The 18,582-nt window shown below is 45.1% G+C and carries 15 protein-coding genes and 2 pseudogenes; 9 read left to right on the top strand and 8 right to left on the bottom strand.

The features are described 5' to 3' along the window. Nucleotides 1-15 precede the first annotated feature (15 nt). From xni to queF, 5 genes are all read right to left on the bottom strand, one after another. Nucleotides 16-789: a flap endonuclease Xni gene (gene xni, locus BCU07_RS09790; RefSeq protein WP_017069498.1), complete on the bottom strand. Its 774-nt coding sequence runs from the start codon at nucleotides 787-789 to the stop codon at nucleotides 16-18. 93 nt (nucleotides 790-882) lie between these two features. Beyond that, complete coding sequence (ppnN, locus tag BCU07_RS09785) at nucleotides 883-2,247, bottom strand: nucleotide 5'-monophosphate nucleosidase PpnN (RefSeq protein ID WP_017060771.1); 1,365 nt, start codon at nucleotides 2,245-2,247, stop codon at nucleotides 883-885. A gap of 243 nt (nucleotides 2,248-2,490) precedes the next feature. Next, nucleotides 2,491-4,056, bottom strand: coding sequence for a GGDEF domain-containing protein (locus BCU07_RS09780; protein WP_017069497.1), 1,566 nt, complete (start codon nucleotides 4,054-4,056; stop codon nucleotides 2,491-2,493). 118 nt (nucleotides 4,057-4,174) lie between these two features. Next, nucleotides 4,175-6,433, bottom strand: coding sequence for a tetratricopeptide repeat protein (locus BCU07_RS09775; protein WP_017060769.1), 2,259 nt, complete (start codon nucleotides 6,431-6,433; stop codon nucleotides 4,175-4,177). A gap of 58 nt (nucleotides 6,434-6,491) precedes the next feature. Continuing rightward, nucleotides 6,492-7,337, bottom strand: a complete 846-nt coding sequence (gene queF / locus BCU07_RS09770) for an NADPH-dependent 7-cyano-7-deazaguanine reductase QueF (protein WP_017060768.1) — start codon at nucleotides 7,335-7,337, stop codon at nucleotides 6,492-6,494. 131 nt (nucleotides 7,338-7,468) lie between these two features. On the opposite strand from queF, the gene syd reads away from it, so the two are divergent. Together syd and BCU07_RS09760 are read left to right on the top strand one after the other, a co-directional pair. Continuing rightward, nucleotides 7,469-8,014, top strand: coding sequence for a SecY-interacting protein (gene syd / locus BCU07_RS09765; protein ID WP_050633962.1), 546 nt, complete (start codon nucleotides 7,469-7,471; stop codon nucleotides 8,012-8,014). Between the two features lie 4 nt (nucleotides 8,015-8,018). Next, nucleotides 8,019-8,795, top strand: a complete 777-nt coding sequence (locus BCU07_RS09760; protein ID WP_017060766.1) for a Zn-ribbon-containing protein — start codon at nucleotides 8,019-8,021, stop codon at nucleotides 8,793-8,795. A gap of 120 nt (nucleotides 8,796-8,915) precedes the next feature. Here the strand turns inward: BCU07_RS09760 and BCU07_RS09755 are convergent, their stop codons facing one another. The 3 genes from BCU07_RS09755 to metN all read right to left on the bottom strand — a co-directional run bounded on the left by BCU07_RS09755 (nucleotide 8,916) and on the right by metN (nucleotide 11,499). Beyond that, on the bottom strand, nucleotides 8,916-9,725 hold the full coding sequence (locus tag BCU07_RS09755) for a MetQ/NlpA family lipoprotein (protein WP_019824947.1): 810 nt from the start codon (nucleotides 9,723-9,725) through the stop codon (nucleotides 8,916-8,918). Nucleotides 9,726-9,791: 66 nt separating this feature from the next. Further along, a complete protein-coding gene (locus BCU07_RS09750; RefSeq protein WP_017060764.1) occupies nucleotides 9,792-10,475 on the bottom strand; it encodes a methionine ABC transporter permease in 684 nt (227 codons plus the stop codon). Continuing rightward, nucleotides 10,465-11,499 carry a methionine ABC transporter ATP-binding protein MetN gene (gene metN, locus BCU07_RS09745; protein WP_017060763.1) on the bottom strand — a complete coding sequence of 345 codons (1,035 nt, stop codon included), beginning with the start codon at nucleotides 11,497-11,499 and terminating at the stop codon, nucleotides 10,465-10,467. The genes BCU07_RS09750 and metN overlap by 11 nt, the downstream gene beginning before the upstream one ends. A gap of 207 nt (nucleotides 11,500-11,706) precedes the next feature. Between metN and gmhB the strand changes: the two genes are divergently transcribed. The 7 genes and pseudogenes from gmhB to treC all read left to right on the top strand — a co-directional run bounded on the left by gmhB (nucleotide 11,707) and on the right by treC (nucleotide 18,553). Beyond that, nucleotides 11,707-12,291, top strand: coding sequence for a D-glycero-beta-D-manno-heptose 1,7-bisphosphate 7-phosphatase (gmhB, locus tag BCU07_RS09740; RefSeq protein ID WP_017060762.1), 585 nt, complete (start codon nucleotides 11,707-11,709; stop codon nucleotides 12,289-12,291). 112 nt (nucleotides 12,292-12,403) lie between these two features. Next, the gene (locus BCU07_RS09735; protein ID WP_017060761.1) at nucleotides 12,404-12,745 is read left to right on the top strand and encodes an MliC family protein; all 342 of its coding nucleotides are present in this window, start codon (nucleotides 12,404-12,406) and stop codon (nucleotides 12,743-12,745) included. A gap of 91 nt (nucleotides 12,746-12,836) precedes the next feature. Further along, the gene (gene treR / locus BCU07_RS09730; RefSeq protein WP_017060760.1) at nucleotides 12,837-13,781 is read left to right on the top strand and encodes a trehalose operon repressor TreR; all 945 of its coding nucleotides are present in this window, start codon (nucleotides 12,837-12,839) and stop codon (nucleotides 13,779-13,781) included. A 205-nt stretch (nucleotides 13,782-13,986) separates the two neighbouring features. Continuing rightward, nucleotides 13,987-14,187, top strand: a pseudogene (locus BCU07_RS09725) (PTS transporter subunit EIIB); the annotation flags it as partial. A 36-nt stretch (nucleotides 14,188-14,223) separates the two neighbouring features. Beyond that, a protein-coding gene (locus BCU07_RS09720) for an IS3 family transposase (RefSeq protein ID WP_102319877.1) occupies nucleotides 14,224-15,461 on the top strand; the annotation gives its coding sequence in 2 pieces (ribosomal slippage) (nucleotides 14,224-14,596 and nucleotides 14,596-15,461; 1,239 coding nt in all). 35 nt (nucleotides 15,462-15,496) lie between these two features. Beyond that, nucleotides 15,497-16,726 (top strand): annotated as a pseudogene (treB, locus tag BCU07_RS09715) (PTS trehalose transporter subunit IIBC); the annotation flags it as partial. Nucleotides 16,727-16,867: 141 nt separating this feature from the next. Next, nucleotides 16,868-18,553: an alpha,alpha-phosphotrehalase gene (treC, locus tag BCU07_RS09710; RefSeq protein WP_102428250.1), complete on the top strand. Its 1,686-nt coding sequence runs from the start codon at nucleotides 16,868-16,870 to the stop codon at nucleotides 18,551-18,553. The last annotated feature ends 29 nt before the right edge of the window (nucleotides 18,554-18,582 follow it).

Raw genomic sequence — 18,582 nt, 5'->3', positions numbered from 1 at the left:
TCGAGTCACAGCGACTTAAGCGTTTGCTTCGTAACGAATATCTTGTAGGTTGAACCCTAAATCAATATCGGTTTTGAGTGCCGATACTTGCTTACATACACGAGCGGATTCGATGTGTTCGTCGAACTTCTTACGATATTTTTTCGGCAGATCTTCTGCTTGATAGGCCGCTTCGATATCTGGGTAAGTGGTCAATATCTCTTTGGCTGCTTTTGGCCCGATACCTGGGATGCCCGGTACTTGGCTTGAGCTTACGCCCGTTAATCCCCAGTAATCCGCCAGTTGTTCAGGTTTAACGCCAAACTCAGCTTCGATAAAGGGTTTATCTAACCAGCGGTGCTGGAAGTAATCTCGGATCTGAAGCGTTGGTGACAACAGTTGGCAGTAGCCCTTATCCGTCGAGACGATGGTGACGGTTTCTCCGTGGTCAGCCACTTTCTTTGCCAGTGTTGCGACGAGATCATCCGCTTCATCGCCATCAGACAGCAGTGAATCAATGCCTAACTCCCACCAAGCTTGTTGAATAGCATCAAGGCCTTTCATCAATGGTTCTGGCATCGGTTTACGATTCTGCTTATAAGCAGGAAGCACATCTGCGCGCCAGCCACGGTCTTGTAAATGGTGATCAAATACCGCGATGATGTGGGTGGGCTTTGATTCATTCAGAATCTTATTGAGAGTGCGAATTGTGGTGGTAATGGTTCTTGCTATATCGGTTGGATCCGGCTGAACAGAGTGCACGCGTCGGATGAGGTTTAAGGCATCGATAATAACAAGATGGATAGACATAAGTTTCCACTAAATAGGCAATAAAAAAGGGGCTGCTAGCCCCTTATAGTAACGTATCACTTGGTGAGTTGAAACGTTGGTAACGTAAACGCCTTAATCACGTGAGGCGATTTTATAGCAAGGCACGTAGTCGGTCCCTCCCGGTAACTTCATTCGATGTTGCTCAACAAAGTCATTCAGCAGTTGGTCCATCTTGGTCATTAGCTCTTTGTCGCCATCAATTAGGAATGGGCCGTGCTTCTCGATCTCCAGAATACCCTCTGCTTTGACGTTACCAGCCACAATGCCTGAGAACGCTTTACGTAAATTAGCGGCTAGGCTTTCTGTTTTTTGGTCCATATGAAGATCAAGCGCCGCCATAGATTCGTGTGTTGGGTCGAATGGCAGTTGGAACTCAGGCTCAATATGCAGTGACCAGTTGTAGCTGTAGGCATCACCGGTCTCTTTACGGTGAGAACGCACATCTGGCATCGCTTGTTTCATGATTTTCGCAGCGCGTGCTGGGTCATCAATCACGATCTCGTAATGTTTCTGAGCATCAGGCCCTAGAGTTTCCCCAATGAACTTATCGATTGAGCGGAAGTAAGCCTCACTCTCTTTCGAGCCCGTTAACACAATCGGCATTGGCTGTTCGGCGTTATTCGGGTGCATCATGATCCCTAAGATGTACAGCAGCTCTTCGGCCGTGCCGGGGCCGCCTGGGAAAATGATGATGCCATGTGCCATACGAACAAACGCCTCAAGACGCTTCTCAATATCTGGCATGATCACCAGTTCGTTGACGATTGGGTTTGGTGGCTCAGCCGCAATGATCGAAGGCTCGGTAAGCCCAAGATAACGATGATCGGTGTAACGCTGCTTCGCGTGACCAATGGCAGCCCCTTTCATTGGGCCTTCCATTGCACCCGGTCCACAACCGGTACAGATATTCAGTTCACGGAGGCCGAGCTCATTACCGACTTCACGAGTGTATTGGTATTCGCTGGCATTAATAGAGTGACCACCCCAACATACAATCAGGTTAGGCTCGATGCCTGGCGTCAACGCACCTGCATTTCTCAAGATACCAAACACAAGGTTAGTAATGTGAGTGGCATTAGTCAGGTTGAGCCTTTGGTTATCGGCTAAGTGCATGTTGACGTAAACAATGTCACGCAGCACTGAAAATAGGTGCTCTTGAATACCCTTGATGATTTCACCATCGACAAAGGCATGCTCTGGTGGGTTGCTTAGTTCGAGCTTAATACCACGCTCACGGCGAACGACTTCGACATCGAACGACAGATATTTGTCGAGCAACTCTTTGGAGTTGTCGGTATGGCTACCCGAGTTCAGGACCGCTAACGTACAGTTGCGATACAGTTGGTACAGATCACTAGACGCGGTTTTCTTAAGACGCTCAACCTCAAGTTGAGAGAGTAAATCCATGCTACCGGCAGGGCTGATATGAGTGATCATAGTGCCTCCTTGTTGAAAAGAGCAGGGGACGTTGAAGTGACCCTCTGGCTCGAGAGTGAGAAGCAAACGTTGAAAGTGTTTGGTTAAAGGTAGGAGAGAGTTAACCAGACGAAACGGATACGACAGCGTTGCTTGCCATGAATGCTTGTTAGGCGAATGTTAATCATTAGCTTAGCAAACATTGAGGGAAATGGTATGTGATAAGTATTTGAAAAAATGAAATAAATTAAATCTAGGGCTGGCCTAGTGCCAAACAAGTTGGTTGGTACCGCGTTGTTTTGCTTTATTTAGAGTCTTATTGAGTCGCTCTAGCACTTCTTCAGGTGTATCTGACTCTTTAAACTGAGTACTTGCCGCGCATAAAGTGATCGTGATTTGCTGGTCACGGAATTTAAAGGGCAGGCGGCTTACTTGAGTTTGAATGTTCTGAATCACCTGATGGCAATATTCATCGGTTTGCTCTGGCAGCAATAACACAAACTCTTCACCTGAAAAACGTGCCACAGTATCGGTGGTGCCTGCTTCTTTGGTAATAGTTCTTGCGATGATCTTGAGTGCTTTGTCGCCCGCGGTGTAACCAAAGCTATCGTTAATTGCTTTGAAGTTGTCGATGTCGAGCAGTACTACGCGTAGCGAGTGTTGCGCGCGGATCCAGCGGCGATACTCAAGCTCTAAGCGATCAGTAAAGGCAGTGCGATTGTAAACCTTGGTTAGAGGATCAAGCAGCATACGCTGAGCCTGATCTTCCAAGCGCTTACGGTAATCTTGCGTCACTTCATAGAGTGAATCTAACTGAGTCTTTCCGTAACTCATTCTCTCTATCAGAGCTTGTTCTTTTTGCTCTGCGTGGTTCAGCCTTTCCGAAAGAGAGGCGATTTCACTGAGTAGCGGATTAATCGACAGCTTTAAACTATCAATATCTTTCGCTTTATCTACCGAGCTTTGGCTTCTAGTGACTAGTTCATTTAACTCAGAGTTTAGACCTTGTCGGTGCTCAAAGTAGCTCTGGCTCTGGTCGGCATTTTGGTCTGCCGTTTTGATGCTGGACGCTAAAGAAGAATTAAGCTGATCGATGAATTGTTCAGACTTCTTACGTTCTAGGTTGGTGCCTTCAATAACCAGTTTGAGGATCTGAAGTGTTAGCTCAAGTAGGTTTTGTGTGGAAACACCAAGCAGCAGCTTCGCTCGAATATCGGTAAGCAGATCACCCGATTCACCCTCGAAGTCGAGTTCAGTGATCAGATGTTGTAGTTCGTTTGATAGGTCGGAAAGGAGCTCTTGTTCCGGAGAGTGCGCAGCGTCAGCAAAATGGGTGCGTGAGTTATTCGCCATAATCTTTATGGCACGCTCATAAATACCGAGAAGTTTCATGGCGTGGTCGACTTTCTGACTGCCATTGCATTCGGAGAAGCTAAGTAAGTTTCGTAGGTCGCGTTTGAGCTGTGCTGGAAGGCCAGTTATGCGCTGCAGCGTTTCCCCACTGTGCTTAATGCTATCGTCCAGATACCCGTTCTGTTTATCCATAGCCAACGTTTTCTGCTTAAGCATCCTTTCTAATACTGCCAGTTTTGGGATCATTGAGCTAATGTCTTTTTGCTTTTCTAGCTCTTCCCTAAGGGCAATGAGGTTTTCATCTAAATGGCTGTTACTACCAACACATGCATCACTTAAAGACGTGACGATACGCTTTAGAACTTTCTGTTCTCTAATAAACTTGAACGAGGTGTCTCTTTGCGTCAAACGGACCTGCTCCAACTGAGATTTCAGCTGGTGGAGTTGCGCCTGAATGTCTTTTTCAAGAATGCCCATAGATGTATTTATTAGCGCCGCGTAGACCGATCTCGATCATTTTGATGAAATTCCGTTACATCGATAATAACAAAACTAAAAATAAGGTCACGACTTGCTGCTCTTAACCGCTCGCAAATCAGTCATCTTTTAGCATTTTTTTGATGTTGTCCTCATTCTGGTACGAGGATTGTATTTTTATTAACCCTTGATTAATCGCATGTTTACACGCTTCTCTTATGTTACCAGTTGCAAGGCTCGCTGCTGGTGCATTATCGATAGCTTTTAGATAGACCCATTGGCTACTGCGCTCTTTGAGACTGATCTCACGGGCGAGATTGGTCGACATCAACAATACGTCGAGCAGCTCTTGATCGTTAATTGCGGTGTAAGCGCGTGGCAAGAATGGGTAGTCAGCGATGCCCATACGGACCGTTCGGTTGATGTTTCGCTCTGTTTCGAAGTCATTCACCCAAGACTGAATCTTTCTGAACATGTCCTCAGGCGACAAATCACGGTCCGCGTTTGGCTCGATATAAAGCAGGTTCGCATCCGAGAAGTGGTAGACACGAGCTGGGCCTTCAAGCTTAGATTTTAGGAATTCACCGAAAGCGTCTTCCAGTTCTAGACCGGCTTTGTAACCGTTCTGCGTGTACATATTGCGTAAGAACGGTAAATCAATCATCACGAAGCGTAAGCGGTCGTTGAGTGGCTCATGAATCAATTCGCCAAGTTGCCACTGTTCGAAGGTCTGGCTGGTTTGTTCTAGCGAATTGGACAGCTTGGCATTGAGCATTCTGAGGTTCGGGAGCTTAGATCGTGAGTGCGTAAATAGGTCGGTGCGCAGTGAGTCCACTTCTTTGGCTAAGGTTTGAATGAGATAGCCACGGCGCAGAACAAAGAAGAACAAGACAATGCTGAACAGGAATAGGGCGAACGATATTTTTTGGAACTTACGATGCTCCAGTTTGTATTGCTCTAGCTCTTGCGCTTGGCCTGCGTAGTGCAGGGTTTGTTCGGCAAATTCTTTCTGTTGACGGAACGCGTCTTCGCCAACACGGTTGAGTTTTTGCTGCTCTAGAGAGACAAGGCTGTTGTATTGCTTGAGGTTTGCCAATGCTTGCTGTGGACGACCTGCCTGTTCATAACCCAAAGAAAGTAAGTAGTACGAGCGTTGTGAAAGGCGCATGTTCTCTATCTGGCGTGAGATCTCAAGTGCACGTGTCGCATGCTTTATCACGTCTTCGCTTTCTTGTAGGTGATACGCTAACCCTGCAGATAACAGTGCAGCACGGCCTTCCAGCTTTGGAATGTCGGTATATTCCAGCAGCTCAAGGGCACGGGTTAGGTACTGTTCTGCTAGAGGGTAGTTATAAAGGCGTAAGTAGGTCGCCGATAGACTTAGTCGGATATCAATGACTTGGTGGATATCTCGGTCAGTGCTTTCGTGATCAAGAACGTTGAAGAAGTGTACCAAGGCAAGGTTATATTTCCCTTGATAGAAGTACACATCCCCCATTTTCTTAAGCACTTGTGCTAAGACAGGCGAGTTTTCAAAGTTGTCATAGAAATCAGCGGCTTGAGATAGGTGTTCTAACGCTTTATCCAACACTTGGCGCTCAAAGAAAAGCTGCGCAAGTAGGCGGTTGACCTTGGCCAAACGTGAACTAAGATTGCCCTCTACTGATTTCCAGTAGCCATACAACAACTCGGATAACGCGTGGTTGTACTCTTTGTGAGTCAGATAAAACTCGCCGACGGAGATATGGTAGTCGATGGTGACTTTTTCAGAGTAACGTTGATCGAGATAGGTTTTGGCTTCTTGATAGAACTTTTCGGCTTCATCGATCTTGTTGTCGTAAGAGGCGATGTCGGCTTTCAACATGATCAAGCGATAGGTAATGCCTTCCGTTAAGCGTAAGGTTTTATTCACCGACTCTAGATTTGTTTCAATGTTAGTGAGCTCTGATTTTGCTTTGGCTGATTTTCTATCACTCAGCCAAAGTAAGCGAACTTTTAGGATCTGAAGATCTATTTTTAGGTAATCAAGCTTATAGGTTTGCGCTAGCTCGGAGGCTTTGTCGATGTGCTGAATCGCAATACGCATATTGCCAAGGTTGTATTCCGCTTTGGCTAAGATCTTATACGCATCGATACTGCTGTTTGGTGTTCGAATCGAGGAGTCTGTCTCTTCGCGAGAAATAGCTGAAGGGCTTTTCTCGCGTTGATCAGAAAGGACACGCAGCGTTAGGTAGCTGTTGGCCATTTGTTTTGCTTGGCTCGGATCGATCTCAACCAAATTATTGGCTTCATTGAGTAGCGCCGACGAATAAACCGACGCATTGACCGATGTGCTTAAGCTTAAAATAAATAGACTAACAACGTATAACCAACGCATTTCAATGTCCCTTTAAAGATTTGGTAGGTTCAAATAAGTGTGGGTGGTTCTCGCCTGATTATTGGCGAGCCATACGCTTATTGTGGCTTGGTCTATCTTGCTCTGTTGAACGGTATGGGTTGATATCCAGACCACCACGACGTGTGTAACGTGCGAACACAGTTAGCTTCGAAGGTGCACAGTATTTCATGATGTCAGTGAAGATACGCTCAACACATTGTTCGTGGAATTCATTGTGCTCACGGAAAGAAACTAAATAGCGTAGCAGAGCTTCACGGTCAATTTGCTTACCAGAATATGCGATCTCAACGCTGCCCCAATCCGGTTGATTGGTGATCAAACAGTTCGACTTCAATAGGTGGCTGTGCAGTGTTTCTTCAACGTCTTGTTCGCCAGCAGCGCCTTCAAGCAGCGACGCTTCAAAGTCGTAGCTAGTGATTTGGATGTCTTGGTTGTCGATACAGTCACCTTCCATCGTCACGATAGGTTGGTTAGTGTAGTCGGTTACTGAGTTTACATTCACAATCACCGTTTCGCCTGCACATGCCGACAAATCTTGGGTCAGGCGCTCGGTTACTTGATCCCAGTTTTCAAATTGAGTCTGGTTGTAGCTGTTCAGGTACAGCTTGAAAGATTTTGATTCAATTAAATTTGGGCTGGTTGCTGGGATGAAAACTTCACCGACAGCCACTTGTGGTAGACCATTGGTGTTTAGCCACGAAAGCTCGTACATCGTCCAAATATCATGACCAACAAAAGGCAGCTCGCCGTTTAGCGCAAGATCATCGCGATTAAGGCTACGAGGCACTGGTTGCAATAAACTTGCATCGTATTGGTTAGAGTACTCAGTTTTTTGGCCAAGGGTTAAACCCGCTAGCTCTTTTGCGTCAGAATATTTGCTCATACTTTCGTTTCAAATTCGATTAGAATGGGGTCGATTTTACTGAATCCCCCTTACCCTGTCATTAAGTCATCGCTTAATCGGCGCGGAAAGGGCTCGGATTCTATTTATTATTTTGTGTTTAGGAGATTTTCATGACTCAACGTGCTCAAGACGCACTACTTTCTTTTAGTCAGCGATACGTTGACGCGTGGCAGCAGAAACACCAAAGCTTACCTCGTAATGAGGAGTTGGTGGACATCGTATCGCCATGCGTAGAAGAAAAGAGTGGCGATGCCGTGTTGTGGAAGCACTATCCACGTGAGCAATTCGCGGATTTCACCAACGTTGAAACCGGTATTGAGTTGACTCTGCATGAAGACATCAAAACTTTCTACGGCGCACAATTCAGCGCAGATATGAACGCAACTTTCGATGGTAACGAATTGACTCTGTTACAGATTTGGAGTGATGAAGACTTCGAATGCCTACAAGAAAACATTTTGGGTCACCTAGTAACTCAGCGTCGCTTGAAGCTAAAACCAACGGTTTTCATTGCCGCGACCGATGCTGAGCTGGATGTTATCTCTATCTGTAACCTAACGGGTAACGTGATTTTGGAGCGCTTAGGTACCAAAAATCGTGATGTGCTCGCCGAGACATTGGCAGAATTTTTAGAAAAGCTACAACCAGCGGTATAAATAGATGTACGTACTAGAACTTCAATTTGAGTGTTTTGATAACACAACGGTAAGCGCTGTCGACAAGGCGGTTAATGGCTTAATGGATGCACTTCGTTATAACGGACAAGTGTTAGGTCGTGAGTTCCCAATCGTGATGGGCGATGGGGAATTCTATGTTCGCGTTGTGTGCCCGGAGCAAGATAGCTTGCACCCGCGGAATCACTCAGACTTTGTGAAAGTGTGTTTTGATCGCTTGTCTAACGCGAGCCTACTAGCGCCTAAAATGCGTTTGCTAGGTCGAGATCTGAACTCAGAAGAAGTGGCAGAAGATGAAACACCAAGCTGGCAGGTGTTATACACGACATTCGTGCACACCTGTTCACCGCTGCGTAGTGGCGATAGCTTGCTACCAATCCCTTTGTATCGCAATCCACCTACCTTCAATGGCGACCATAAAGCCGTGTTGAAATGGCAGACCGAATGGCAAGCCTGTGATGAAGTACAAATGGGTGGTGGTTGTCGCGCGGAACATGCAACGCTAACCGAGATCAGTGACACGAAGAGTGTGCTGTTTAAACGCGGTTGGGGTCTAAGAGGGCGCATTGAGTATCTGACTAAGGTTCCAACCTACTACTACTTATACCGTGTCGGTGGGATCAGCCTGAAAGATGAAAAAGAGCGCAAATGCCCGCAATGTGGTGGTGAATGGCTGCTAGATGCGCCTATCCACGATATTTTCTATTTCAAGTGTGATGACTGCCGATTGGTGTCAAACATCTCTTGGGATCACCTGAAGTAATCGACTTTGTTTCGCTTAAATCTGAGATGCTTTACTTTCTAGCAAATCTTTATCATTAAAAAAGGGGCTGACGTTATGTCAGCCCCTTCGGGTATCTATACAGTGCTGTCGTTTAGTTGATTACCAACCTTTAACGACGCCACCTTGGAAGATGTCAGAAGCTGCGTTGTACACTTCTTCAGTTTGGTAAGCTTTAACGAAGTTTTGTACGTTTTCAGCGTTTAGGTTGTCTTCACGAGAAACGATTAGGTTTACGTAAGGAGAATCTTTGTCTTCAACGAATACGCCATCTTTTTGTGGAGTCAGGTTGATAGAGCTCGCGTAAGTTGTGTTGATGATAGATAGAGCAACATCATCAAGAGAACGTGGCAGTTGAGCTGCGTCTAGTTCAACAATCGTTAGGTTCTTAGGGTTACCCACGATGTCGCGAACTGTAGCTAGAAGACCAGCGCCTTCACGAAGTTCAAGAAGACCTTGTTGCTCAAGAAGAAGTAGAGAGCGACCTAGGTTTGTAGGGTCGTTTGGTACAGCAATACGAGCACCGTCTTGGATTTCGTCTACTGATTTCACTTCTTTAGAGTAACCCGCAATTGGGTAAACAAACGTGTTACCAGCGATAGTTAGCTTGTAGCCACGGTCAGCCACTTGCTGATCTAGGTACGGTGCGTGTTGGAATGCGTTGATGTCGATAGAACCATCATCTAGAGCTGCGTTTGGTGTTACGTAATCTGTGAACGTTACTAGCTCAACATCTAGGCCGTATTTCTCTTTCGCTACTTTAGCTGCCACTTCAGCAACTTGCGCTTCTGCACCTGCCATTACGCCAACTTTTACTTTAGAAGTATCCACTTCTTTATCACCACAACCTGCTAGAACTAGCGCTGAAGCTGCTGCTGCGATAGTTAGTAAACCTTTAAGGCTAAATTTCATAATAATCTCCTTTTAATAAATCTATTTAATTGGGTTCAGACGACTCTAATCTTTGTGCGTGAGTCTTTATCTGTGGTCAACGCGGCGAACTAATGAATCACCGATTGATTGAATAATTTGTACCAGCACAATCAACATCACTACTGTCACAGCCATGATGGTCACATCGTAGCGGTGGAATCCGTAACGAATCGCGACATCACCTAGGCCACCTCCGCCTACAGTACCGGCCATTGCTGAGTAGCTCACCAGAGTCACTAGCGTAATCGTTACTGAGTTGATGATAGTCGGTAGTGCTTCTGGAAGCAGAACCTTATTGATGATTTGTGTTGGTGTTGCGCCCATTGATTGGGCCGCTTCCACTAGACCTGTTGGTACTTCAAGTAGTGCACTTTCGATAAGTCGAGCCACGAATGGGATAGCGCCAATCGTCAGTGGAACAATCGCTGCTGTTGTACCGATGAAGGTACCAATCAGCATCTTAGTCAGTGGAATAATCGCAACCATCAAAACTAAGAAAGGTACTGAACGACCCACGTTCACAATCGCACCTAGAATCTTGTTTACTTTGGTGTTCTCTAACAGGCCACCTTTTTTAGTCGTATGCAGAATCACGCCTAGTGGAATACCGACCGCGAAGCCAACAATGCCTGCAACAGCAACCATGTAAAGCGTTTCGCCTGTTGCGCCTAATAGAAGGTTACCGTTAAGGCTGATCCAGTCAGCAATCTCGTTGAAACTAAAGGACATAACCAAGCACCTCTACTTTTACATTGTTGTCGCGTAGGAATTGGATAGCAGCATTATCATCTGCTTCATTACCGAACAGTTCAGCGACCATCATGCCGAACTTCACGCCACCGGCGTAATCAAGGTCAGAACTTAAGATGCTGACATCGATATTGAATTTACGTGCGATTTGCGTCATTAGCGGAGCATCAACCGTTGCACCAGTAAACTCAAGACGCACCAGCGGGTAGCTGCTGTTTACGCGAGTCTCTTGCAAACGTGCTTGGTAATCTTCAGGGATCGTCAGATCCAACGTTGAGCGAATAAACTGATGCGCTAGCTCTGTCTTCGGATGAGCAAAGATGTCACCGACTGTACCTTTCTCGACCAATTCACCGCCGCCAATGATCGCAACCTCGTGACAAATGCTTTTAACCACATCCATCTCGTGTGTAATAAGCAGGATAGTGATGTTCAGCTTGCGGTTGATTTCACGCAGCAGCTCAAGGATAGATTGAGTTGTTGCTGGATCCAATGCGCTGGTGGCTTCATCACATAGCAGTACTTTCGGGTCAGAGGCCAGTGCGCGAGCAATCGCCACACGCTGCTTTTGACCACCACTTAGGTTTGCCGGGTAGGTGTCACGCTTATCAGCAAGGCCAACCAGTTCAAGTAACTCGCTGACTTTCGCTTCAATAATCGCTTTATCTTTACCAGCAAGTTCTAGAGGCAGTGCTACATTGTTAAATACAGTACGAGAAGACAGCAGGTTGAAGTGCTGGAATATCATGCCGATGTTACGGCGCGCTTCGCTAAGCTCTGATTTGCTGAGTTTTGTTAGGTCGATACCATCAACAATCACTTCACCCGAAGTCGGGGCTTCCAACATATTTACACAGCGGATTAGGGTACTTTTGCCTGCACCTGAAGAGCCGATGACTCCAAAGATTTGACCTTGAGGAATGTGGAGGTTGATATCAATTAAGGCATTGATTTCTTTAGTACCTTGATAAAAAACCTTGTTGACTTGATTCACTTTAATCATAGAGAAACCCGTGCAGGTAGAACAGAATAATATGTCGATAGCTCGCTCGATTTACAGACGATGCTATGGTGTTCTATGATCTAAGTCAATAGATATTTTTACGTCTAGACGGCTAAACGTCGATTGTATGGCTAAGCTAGAAACAAATCGTTAACGAACGCAAAACTAAATAGATAGTGATGAAGCAAATAAAGCGTGTAATAATTAATGATTAATAGAGAGTTGATAGAGAACAAAATTTTGTCTAAACCTGCTGTTTTTTTAGATCGTGATGGAGTGATTAACGTTGATCACGGCTACGTACATGATGAGCATGACTTTGAATACATCGATGGTGTGTTTGAAGCGGCGAAAGCGTTTAAAGATATGGGTTATTTATTGGTGCTAGTGACCAACCAATCTGGTATTGCTCGCGGCATGTTTAGTGAAGACCGTTTTCTTTCTTTAACGCAGTGGATGGATTGGAACTTTGTTGATAATGGTGTCGAGCTCGATGGCATTTATTACTGTCCTCACCACGCTGAGCACGGTATTGGTGACTACAAGCAAGATTGTGAATGTCGTAAGCCAAAGCCAGGCATGTTCATTTCTGCTCGTGACTTTCTGAAGATTGATATGGCTAACTCGGTCATGATCGGCGATAAAGCGGAAGACATGATGGCTGCAGAAGCAGCAGGTGTTGGTACTAAAGTCTTGGTAAGAACGGGTAAACCCATCACTGAAAAAGGTGAAGCGTTGGCTAGCGTGGTACTTGATAGCATTAAAGACGTACCCGCTTTCTTAAAAGGCTAAACGTTTTATTTATCACTAAGGTATGGACCTATCATTAGGCACTTACATTAGGTTTGTTCGAACCTGTGAATAGGCTAAGTGTCGTTGACTATATAAAGATGAGGAACGAAGTATGAAAGCTATGTTGGTAGCATCTCTATGTACAGTAGCATTGGTTGGGTGCTCTAAATCAGCAGCCCCTGAGACTGATAGCGCAACATCGAATGATCAATTCGCGACTTATCAATGTGAGTCTGACGTCTCGTTTGATGTGTCTTACCTTGATAATGAAAAAGCGGTACTACGCTTGCCTGATAATGAATACCGCCTGACTCAAGTTCCAGCGGGCTCAGGAACCAAATACATCTTAGATGATGGCACTTCAGAGATGATTAACAGCATCACTTTGCGCACGAAAGGTGACAATGCGCGTCTAGAACTTGGTCGCGTAGTCTATCGAAATTGCCAAAAGTAAGTCATAGTAAGAACTGCTAGTATTTACAAACAGTTAAGTGAGGGAATCTACCCTCACTTTTTCTTCTCTTCTCTTTAACGTTAGACTTTTTATGAGCAAAAAACTCACTATTCTTGATATTGCAAAGCTGTCCGGTGTTGGTAAGTCAACCGTATCACGCGTTCTGACCAATGATCCAAAAGTGAAACCTGAAACCCGTGAAAGGGTGGAAAGAGTAATTCAAGAATCTGGGTACACGCCTTCAAAGTCTGCGCAATCGATGCGCGGTGGCAGCCAAAAAGTCATCGGCGTGATTATCTCTCGTTTGGACTCTCCTTCTGAAAACAAAGCGGTAAGTACGATGCTGGCCGAGTTGTATCGAGCGGATTACGATGTCGTGATCATGGAAAGCCAACTTGATAGAGATAAAGCCAATGAGCACCTGCAAGTTCTAAAGCGTCGTAACGTTGATGGTATTATTGTATTTGGTTTTACTGACTGCGATATTCCGGCAATCGAAGCTTGGGAACACAAAGCGGTGGTGATTGCTCTGGATACCGAGAACGTGACGTCGATTAACTATGATAACCAACAGGTGATCAATAGTGCGTTGGTGCATTTATCGGATCAAGGGATCTCTGACGTTGGCTTTATCGGGGTTGATCCTAGTGATAAATCAACCGGTGAACTGCGTCTTAAGGCTTATCTCGATTGGTGTGAAAACACAGGTTCAGTGGCAAACTATCGTACTGGTCAACTTCATCACGAAAGTGCTTATCAGCTGGTGGATGAGGTGTTAACTCCCGCGACTCAAGCGATCGTTTGTGCCAGTGATACGCTGGCTCTTGGTGTAATCAAGCGTCTGCAAGAACTACAACGTGAAGATGTGGTCGTCACTGGCGTTGGTGGTAATGATCTTCTCTCTTTCTTATTCCCACGAGTATTTAGCATTGATCCTGGTTACCAATCTGCAGGTAAGTTGGCTGCTAATCTATTGATCTCTCAGCTTTTAGGCAATTCAGAGATCTCTCATCATACGCAATCTCCTATTCTATAATCCACTCAATTAAGCGAAATTGAACGGCTTAGATTAAAATTAGAGTGTGATCTCTTTTAATTAATGGGATTGTTCCCATTTTAATTTATCATTCATACGGGCATTATAATAACCGTAATTGGGAATGTTCCCATAAATCTAAGTCTGAGTGATTATAGCTTGCATGGTTTAGATGAGTAATTGAATGAAACCAGGGTGGGGTAGTATGAGTAAGATAGCGAAGCAAGACGTTGCGCGTCTTATCGAGTTAGTCGGTGGTAAAGAAAACATTGCGAGTGTCAGCCACTGTCTGACTCGACTGCGTTTTGTATTGAACGATACAGAGCAGGCCAACAAAGCTGAACTCGAAAAACTGAAGCTAGTAAAAGGCTGTTTTACTAATGCAGGCCAATTCCAAGTTGTTGTCCCGTCCTGAAATGTGTTTACACATTGAGGACGAATTATGGCTACTTCAAATAATACCTACGTTAAGCGCACTCAGCGTGATTACACACTAGGCTTTAAATTACAGGTCGTCGCCGCTGTAGAAAGAGGCGATATGACATATAAACAAGCCCAAACCATTTATGGTATCCAAGGCCGTTCAACTGTTTTAACTTGGCTTCGAAAGCACGGTAAGATGAATTGGGCGCAAACTCCAAGGATGAATACCATGCACCAATCAACTAAGCCTAAAGAGTCACCAGCACAGAAAATAAAGCGTCTTGAGAAAGAGCTGGAAGACGAAAAAATCAAGAATCTCTTTTTAAATAGAGTGGTTGATATTCTTGATGCTGAACACGGAACTAGCCTCAGAAAAAAGTATCTCACCAAGGAGCAAGAAGCCTTCAAGAACAAGAAGGAATAAGTTTAGTTCGAGTATGTAAGCTATGCGGGATAACGAGACAAAGCGTTTATCAACGAGAAAAGCGAGCTGTTCATCGCCAGTTGGAACTTAAACCCATCAAACAAATGGTGTTGGATATTAGACGTTATATGCCTCGGGTTGGCACTAGAAAGCTCTACTTTTTACTTAAGCCAAAGTTGCAAGAACAAGGTATCAAGTTAGGTCGGGATGCTCTTTTCAACTACTTACGTGATGAACGGTTATTGGTAAGACCTAAACGTAGTTTTACGAAAACGACAAACAGTAAGCATTGGATGAAAAAACATCCGAACTTATTAAAGAACTACAAACCATGCACTCCAGAGGGTGTGTTAGTAAGTGATATTACCTATATCCAATCAGATGAAGGCATTCACTATCTCTCATTGGTAACTGATGCGTTTAGTCGGAAAATTATGGGCTACGAGCTGAGCAACGAAATGAAGGCGACGGATGTTGTGAAAGCGCTAGATATGGCTATTAAGGGGCGTCAATATCATCGTTCGTGTATCCATCACTCTGATCGTGGTCTCCAGTATTGCTCCGGTGTTTATCAAGATAAGTTGAAAAGTAGCGGCATAAGCCCCTCGATGACAGACGGTTATGACTGCTATCAAAATGCATTAGCAGAGAGAGTAAATGGAATACTGAAACAAGAGTTCTTACTTAATAAGTGTAAAAACCTCGGAGAGCTTAAACAACTAGTAAAAGAGTCTATAAGTACCTATAACAATATGAGGCCGCACCTTAGTCTCAGGATGAAAACTCCAAATGAGGTGCATGAAAAAAGCCAACAGCTGATGCTGTTGGCTTAGTAGAAATACTGTCAACGTATTTTAGGACGAGACATGTGATTGGCACCGAGGTTGATGAGGTGTACGCACTTTTGATTGAGCAAACTGGTAAAGATGCATCATCAAAAGATGAGGCGAAGTTGGCTGCTCGTCAAAATATGAACTTCCTTGAGCGTGGTATATCCCATTTAGCCGAAATTTTTGTACCACTGCTGCCTGCCATCATTACTGGCGGTTTGATTCTTGGTTTCCGTAATGTGATTGGCGACATTCGCATGTTCGACGGCAAAACCCTAGTTGAAATCAGTCAATTCTGGGCAACGGTTCACTCTTTCTTATGGTTGATCGGCGAAGCTATTTTCTTCTTCCTTCCGGTTGGTGTGTGTTGGGCAACGGTTAAGAAGCTTGGCGGAACCCCTATTTTGGGTATCACGCTCGGTGTGACCTTAGTTTCACCACAACTCATGAACGCATACATGATAGGTAAATCGGTACCTGAGGTATGGGATTTTGGGCTGTTCGTGATTGAGAAGGTCGGTTATCAGGCTCAGGTGATCCCAGCGATGTTAGCGGGTGTGGCTTTGGCGTTCATTGAAACCAATCTTAAGCGTATCGTCCCTGCTTACTTGTACCTAGTGGTTGTGCCATTTGTATCGATTATTTTGTCTGTGATTCTAGCGCACGCTTTCATTGGCCCATTCGGTCGTATGTTAGGCGATGGTGTGGCATTCGCGGCTAAAGCTGCAATGACAGGTGATTTTGCGATTCTTGGTTCAGTGGTTTTTGGTTTCCTATACGCACCTTTGGTTATCACGGGTATTCACCACACCACCAACGCGGTGGATCTGCAACTGATGCAAGACTTAGGCGGGACACCAATTTGGCCTTTGATTGCACTATCAAACATTGCACAAGCATCGGCAGTAGTCGGCATCATTATCTTGAGTAAGCGTGAAGGTGAACGAGATATCTCGGTTCCTGCGGCAATCTCAGCCTACTTAGGTGTAACAGAGCCTGCGATGTACGGTATTAACCTTAAATACAAATTCCCAATGCTGAGCGCAATGATTGGTAGTGCTGTTGCAGCCGCAATCTGTGGTAGCGCGGGTGTGATGGCGAATGGTATCGGTGTCGGCGGCTTGCCGGGCATCCTATCGATTCAACCTCAATATTGGTCGATTTACCTAGTCGCGATGCTGGTGGCGATAGTACTGCCTATCACGCTAACCCTGTTTTTCTACAAGCGAGCCCAATCCAAGGGTGAGTTAGAAACCGCGAACGCGTAATGCATTGAATAAGCGATGACTCCAAAATGAGTTATCGCTTTTTCTCTTAGTTATAGCTTTTTCTTTTAGTTATAACGGCTATTCGACCATGATTCACATGGTGATTTTTATTTTATATTTTCTGGTAAGTGAGTGTTAGAGATGGCGATGACTGAACATGATGAAAGCTGGTGGAAAACCGCAACCATCTATCAAATCTACCCAAAGAGCTTCTGCGACAGTGGCAGTAAAGGTACTGGCGACATCAAAGGGATCATTTCGAAACTGGATTACCTCAAACATTTGAGTGTCGATGCGATTTGGCTAACCCCGGTTTACGCATCTCCTATGATCGATAATGGTTACGATATCTCAGACTACTACGCGATTAATCCTCAATTCGGCACCATGGAAGACTTCGACTTATTGCTGTCTGAAGCGCACCAACGTGGTATCCGTATCGTGATGGATATCGTGGTAAACCACACCTCGACAGAGCATGCATGGTTTCAATCTGCTTTGGGCGACAAAAACAGCTCTTACCGCGATTACTATATCTGGAAAGATCCCGTAGATGGTCAAGCACCAACTAACTGGCAGTCTAAGTTCGGTGGTAATGCGTGGGAACTAGATGAGGCGACTGGGCAATACTTCCTACACTTATTCGCCAAAGAACAGGCTGACCTCAACTGGGAGAACCCGGTTGTACGAGAAGAAGTGAAAGACGTTATCAGCTTTTGGGCAGAAAAGGGCGTTGATGGTTTCCGCTTGGATGTGATCAACCTGATTTCGAAGCAGCAAGACTTTCCTAATGATGATATCGGTGATGGCCGTCGTTTCTATACCGATGGTCCACGTGTACACGAATACCTGAAAGAGATCAGCGAAGCCGTATTTCAGAAGTACGGCAGCGTGACCGTAGGCGAGATGTCTTCAACCACGTTGGAACACTGCCAGCAATACTCAAACGTTGATAACAGTGAGCTATCGATGGTGTTTAACTTCCACCACCTTAAGGTCGATTACACCAATGGTGAGAAGTGGACTAATGCGCCGTTTGATTTCTTACAGCTCAAGTCGATCTTCAATCATTGGCAAACAGGCTTGAACGGAAAAGGGTGGGGCGCATTGTTCTGGTGTAACCACGACCAACCGCGAGTGGTGAGCCGCTTAGGTGATGATCTGCAGTATCGTGTTGAGTCGGCGAAGATGCTGGCTGCGTCTGTACACATGATGCAAGGCACGCCGTATATCTATCAAGGTGAAGAGATTGGCATGACTAACCCTAGCTATACTGAAATTAGCCAGTATCGTGATGTTGAGAGTACCAATATGTACGACATCATGGTGAACCGTGATGGTGTGGCTCATGAAGATATGATGGCGATTTTGGCGCAGAAGTCTCGTGATAACTCTCGTACACCAATGCAATGGAACAGTGAGCCTTACGCAGGGTTCTCACAAGCTCAGCCATGGCTTGATGTAGCGAATAATTACCCTGGGATTAACGCTGAGCAAGCACTGGAAGACAAAGACTCTGTTTTCTATTTCTATAAGAGTTTGATTGAGTTACGTAAACAAGTGCCAGTGATTACAGATGGCAGCTATCAAGATCTATTACCTGATCACTCATCCATTTTTGCATATGCACGTGAGAACGAAGGGCAAACCTTGCTGTGTATTAACAACTATTATGGTGAAGAGGCGGAGTGCGTTTTACCGGAACGTTTTGATATGACTAAGGCGAAGAGTCTGTTGTCTAACTATCAACAAGCGAACACTTCAGTTGCATTACATCATCAAGTCTTACGTCCTTACGAGACTCGTATTCTCTTGATTGAAGGTTAACCTTGTTTCATTTTAAGAAGCTTGATTCT

The organism is Vibrio sp. 10N.261.54.E10, from assembly GCF_002877735.2.
Classification (GTDB): Bacteria; Pseudomonadota; Gammaproteobacteria; order Enterobacterales; family Vibrionaceae; genus Vibrio; species Vibrio crassostreae_C.
Note: the sequence above shows the minus strand (reverse complement) of the source record. Positions and strands in the feature narration are given on the sequence as shown.

Coding starts and splice junctions, on each gene's coding strand:
- xni (WP_017069498.1), bottom strand. CDS start 789: ATGTCTATCCATCTTGTTATTATCGATGCCTTAAACCTCATCCGACGC.
- ppnN (WP_017060771.1), bottom strand. CDS start 2,247: ATGATCACTCATATCAGCCCTGCCGGTAGCATGGATTTACTCTCTCAA.
- BCU07_RS09780 (WP_017069497.1), bottom strand. CDS start 4,056: ATGGGCATTCTTGAAAAAGACATTCAGGCGCAACTCCACCAGCTGAAA.
- BCU07_RS09775 (WP_017060769.1), bottom strand. CDS start 6,433: ATGCGTTGGTTATACGTTGTTAGTCTATTTATTTTAAGCTTAAGCACA.
- queF (WP_017060768.1), bottom strand. CDS start 7,337: ATGAGCAAATATTCTGACGCAAAAGAGCTAGCGGGTTTAACCCTTGGC.
- syd (WP_050633962.1), top strand. CDS start 7,469: ATGACTCAACGTGCTCAAGACGCACTACTTTCTTTTAGTCAGCGATAC.
- BCU07_RS09760 (WP_017060766.1), top strand. CDS start 8,019: ATGTACGTACTAGAACTTCAATTTGAGTGTTTTGATAACACAACGGTA.
- BCU07_RS09755 (WP_019824947.1), bottom strand. CDS start 9,725: ATGAAATTTAGCCTTAAAGGTTTACTAACTATCGCAGCAGCAGCTTCA.
- BCU07_RS09750 (WP_017060764.1), bottom strand. CDS start 10,475: ATGTCCTTTAGTTTCAACGAGATTGCTGACTGGATCAGCCTTAACGGT.
- metN (WP_017060763.1), bottom strand. CDS start 11,499: ATGATTAAAGTGAATCAAGTCAACAAGGTTTTTTATCAAGGTACTAAA.
- gmhB (WP_017060762.1), top strand. CDS start 11,707: ATGATTAATAGAGAGTTGATAGAGAACAAAATTTTGTCTAAACCTGCT.
- BCU07_RS09735 (WP_017060761.1), top strand. CDS start 12,404: ATGAAAGCTATGTTGGTAGCATCTCTATGTACAGTAGCATTGGTTGGG.
- treR (WP_017060760.1), top strand. CDS start 12,837: ATGAGCAAAAAACTCACTATTCTTGATATTGCAAAGCTGTCCGGTGTT.
- treC (WP_102428250.1), top strand. CDS start 16,868: ATGGCGATGACTGAACATGATGAAAGCTGGTGGAAAACCGCAACCATC.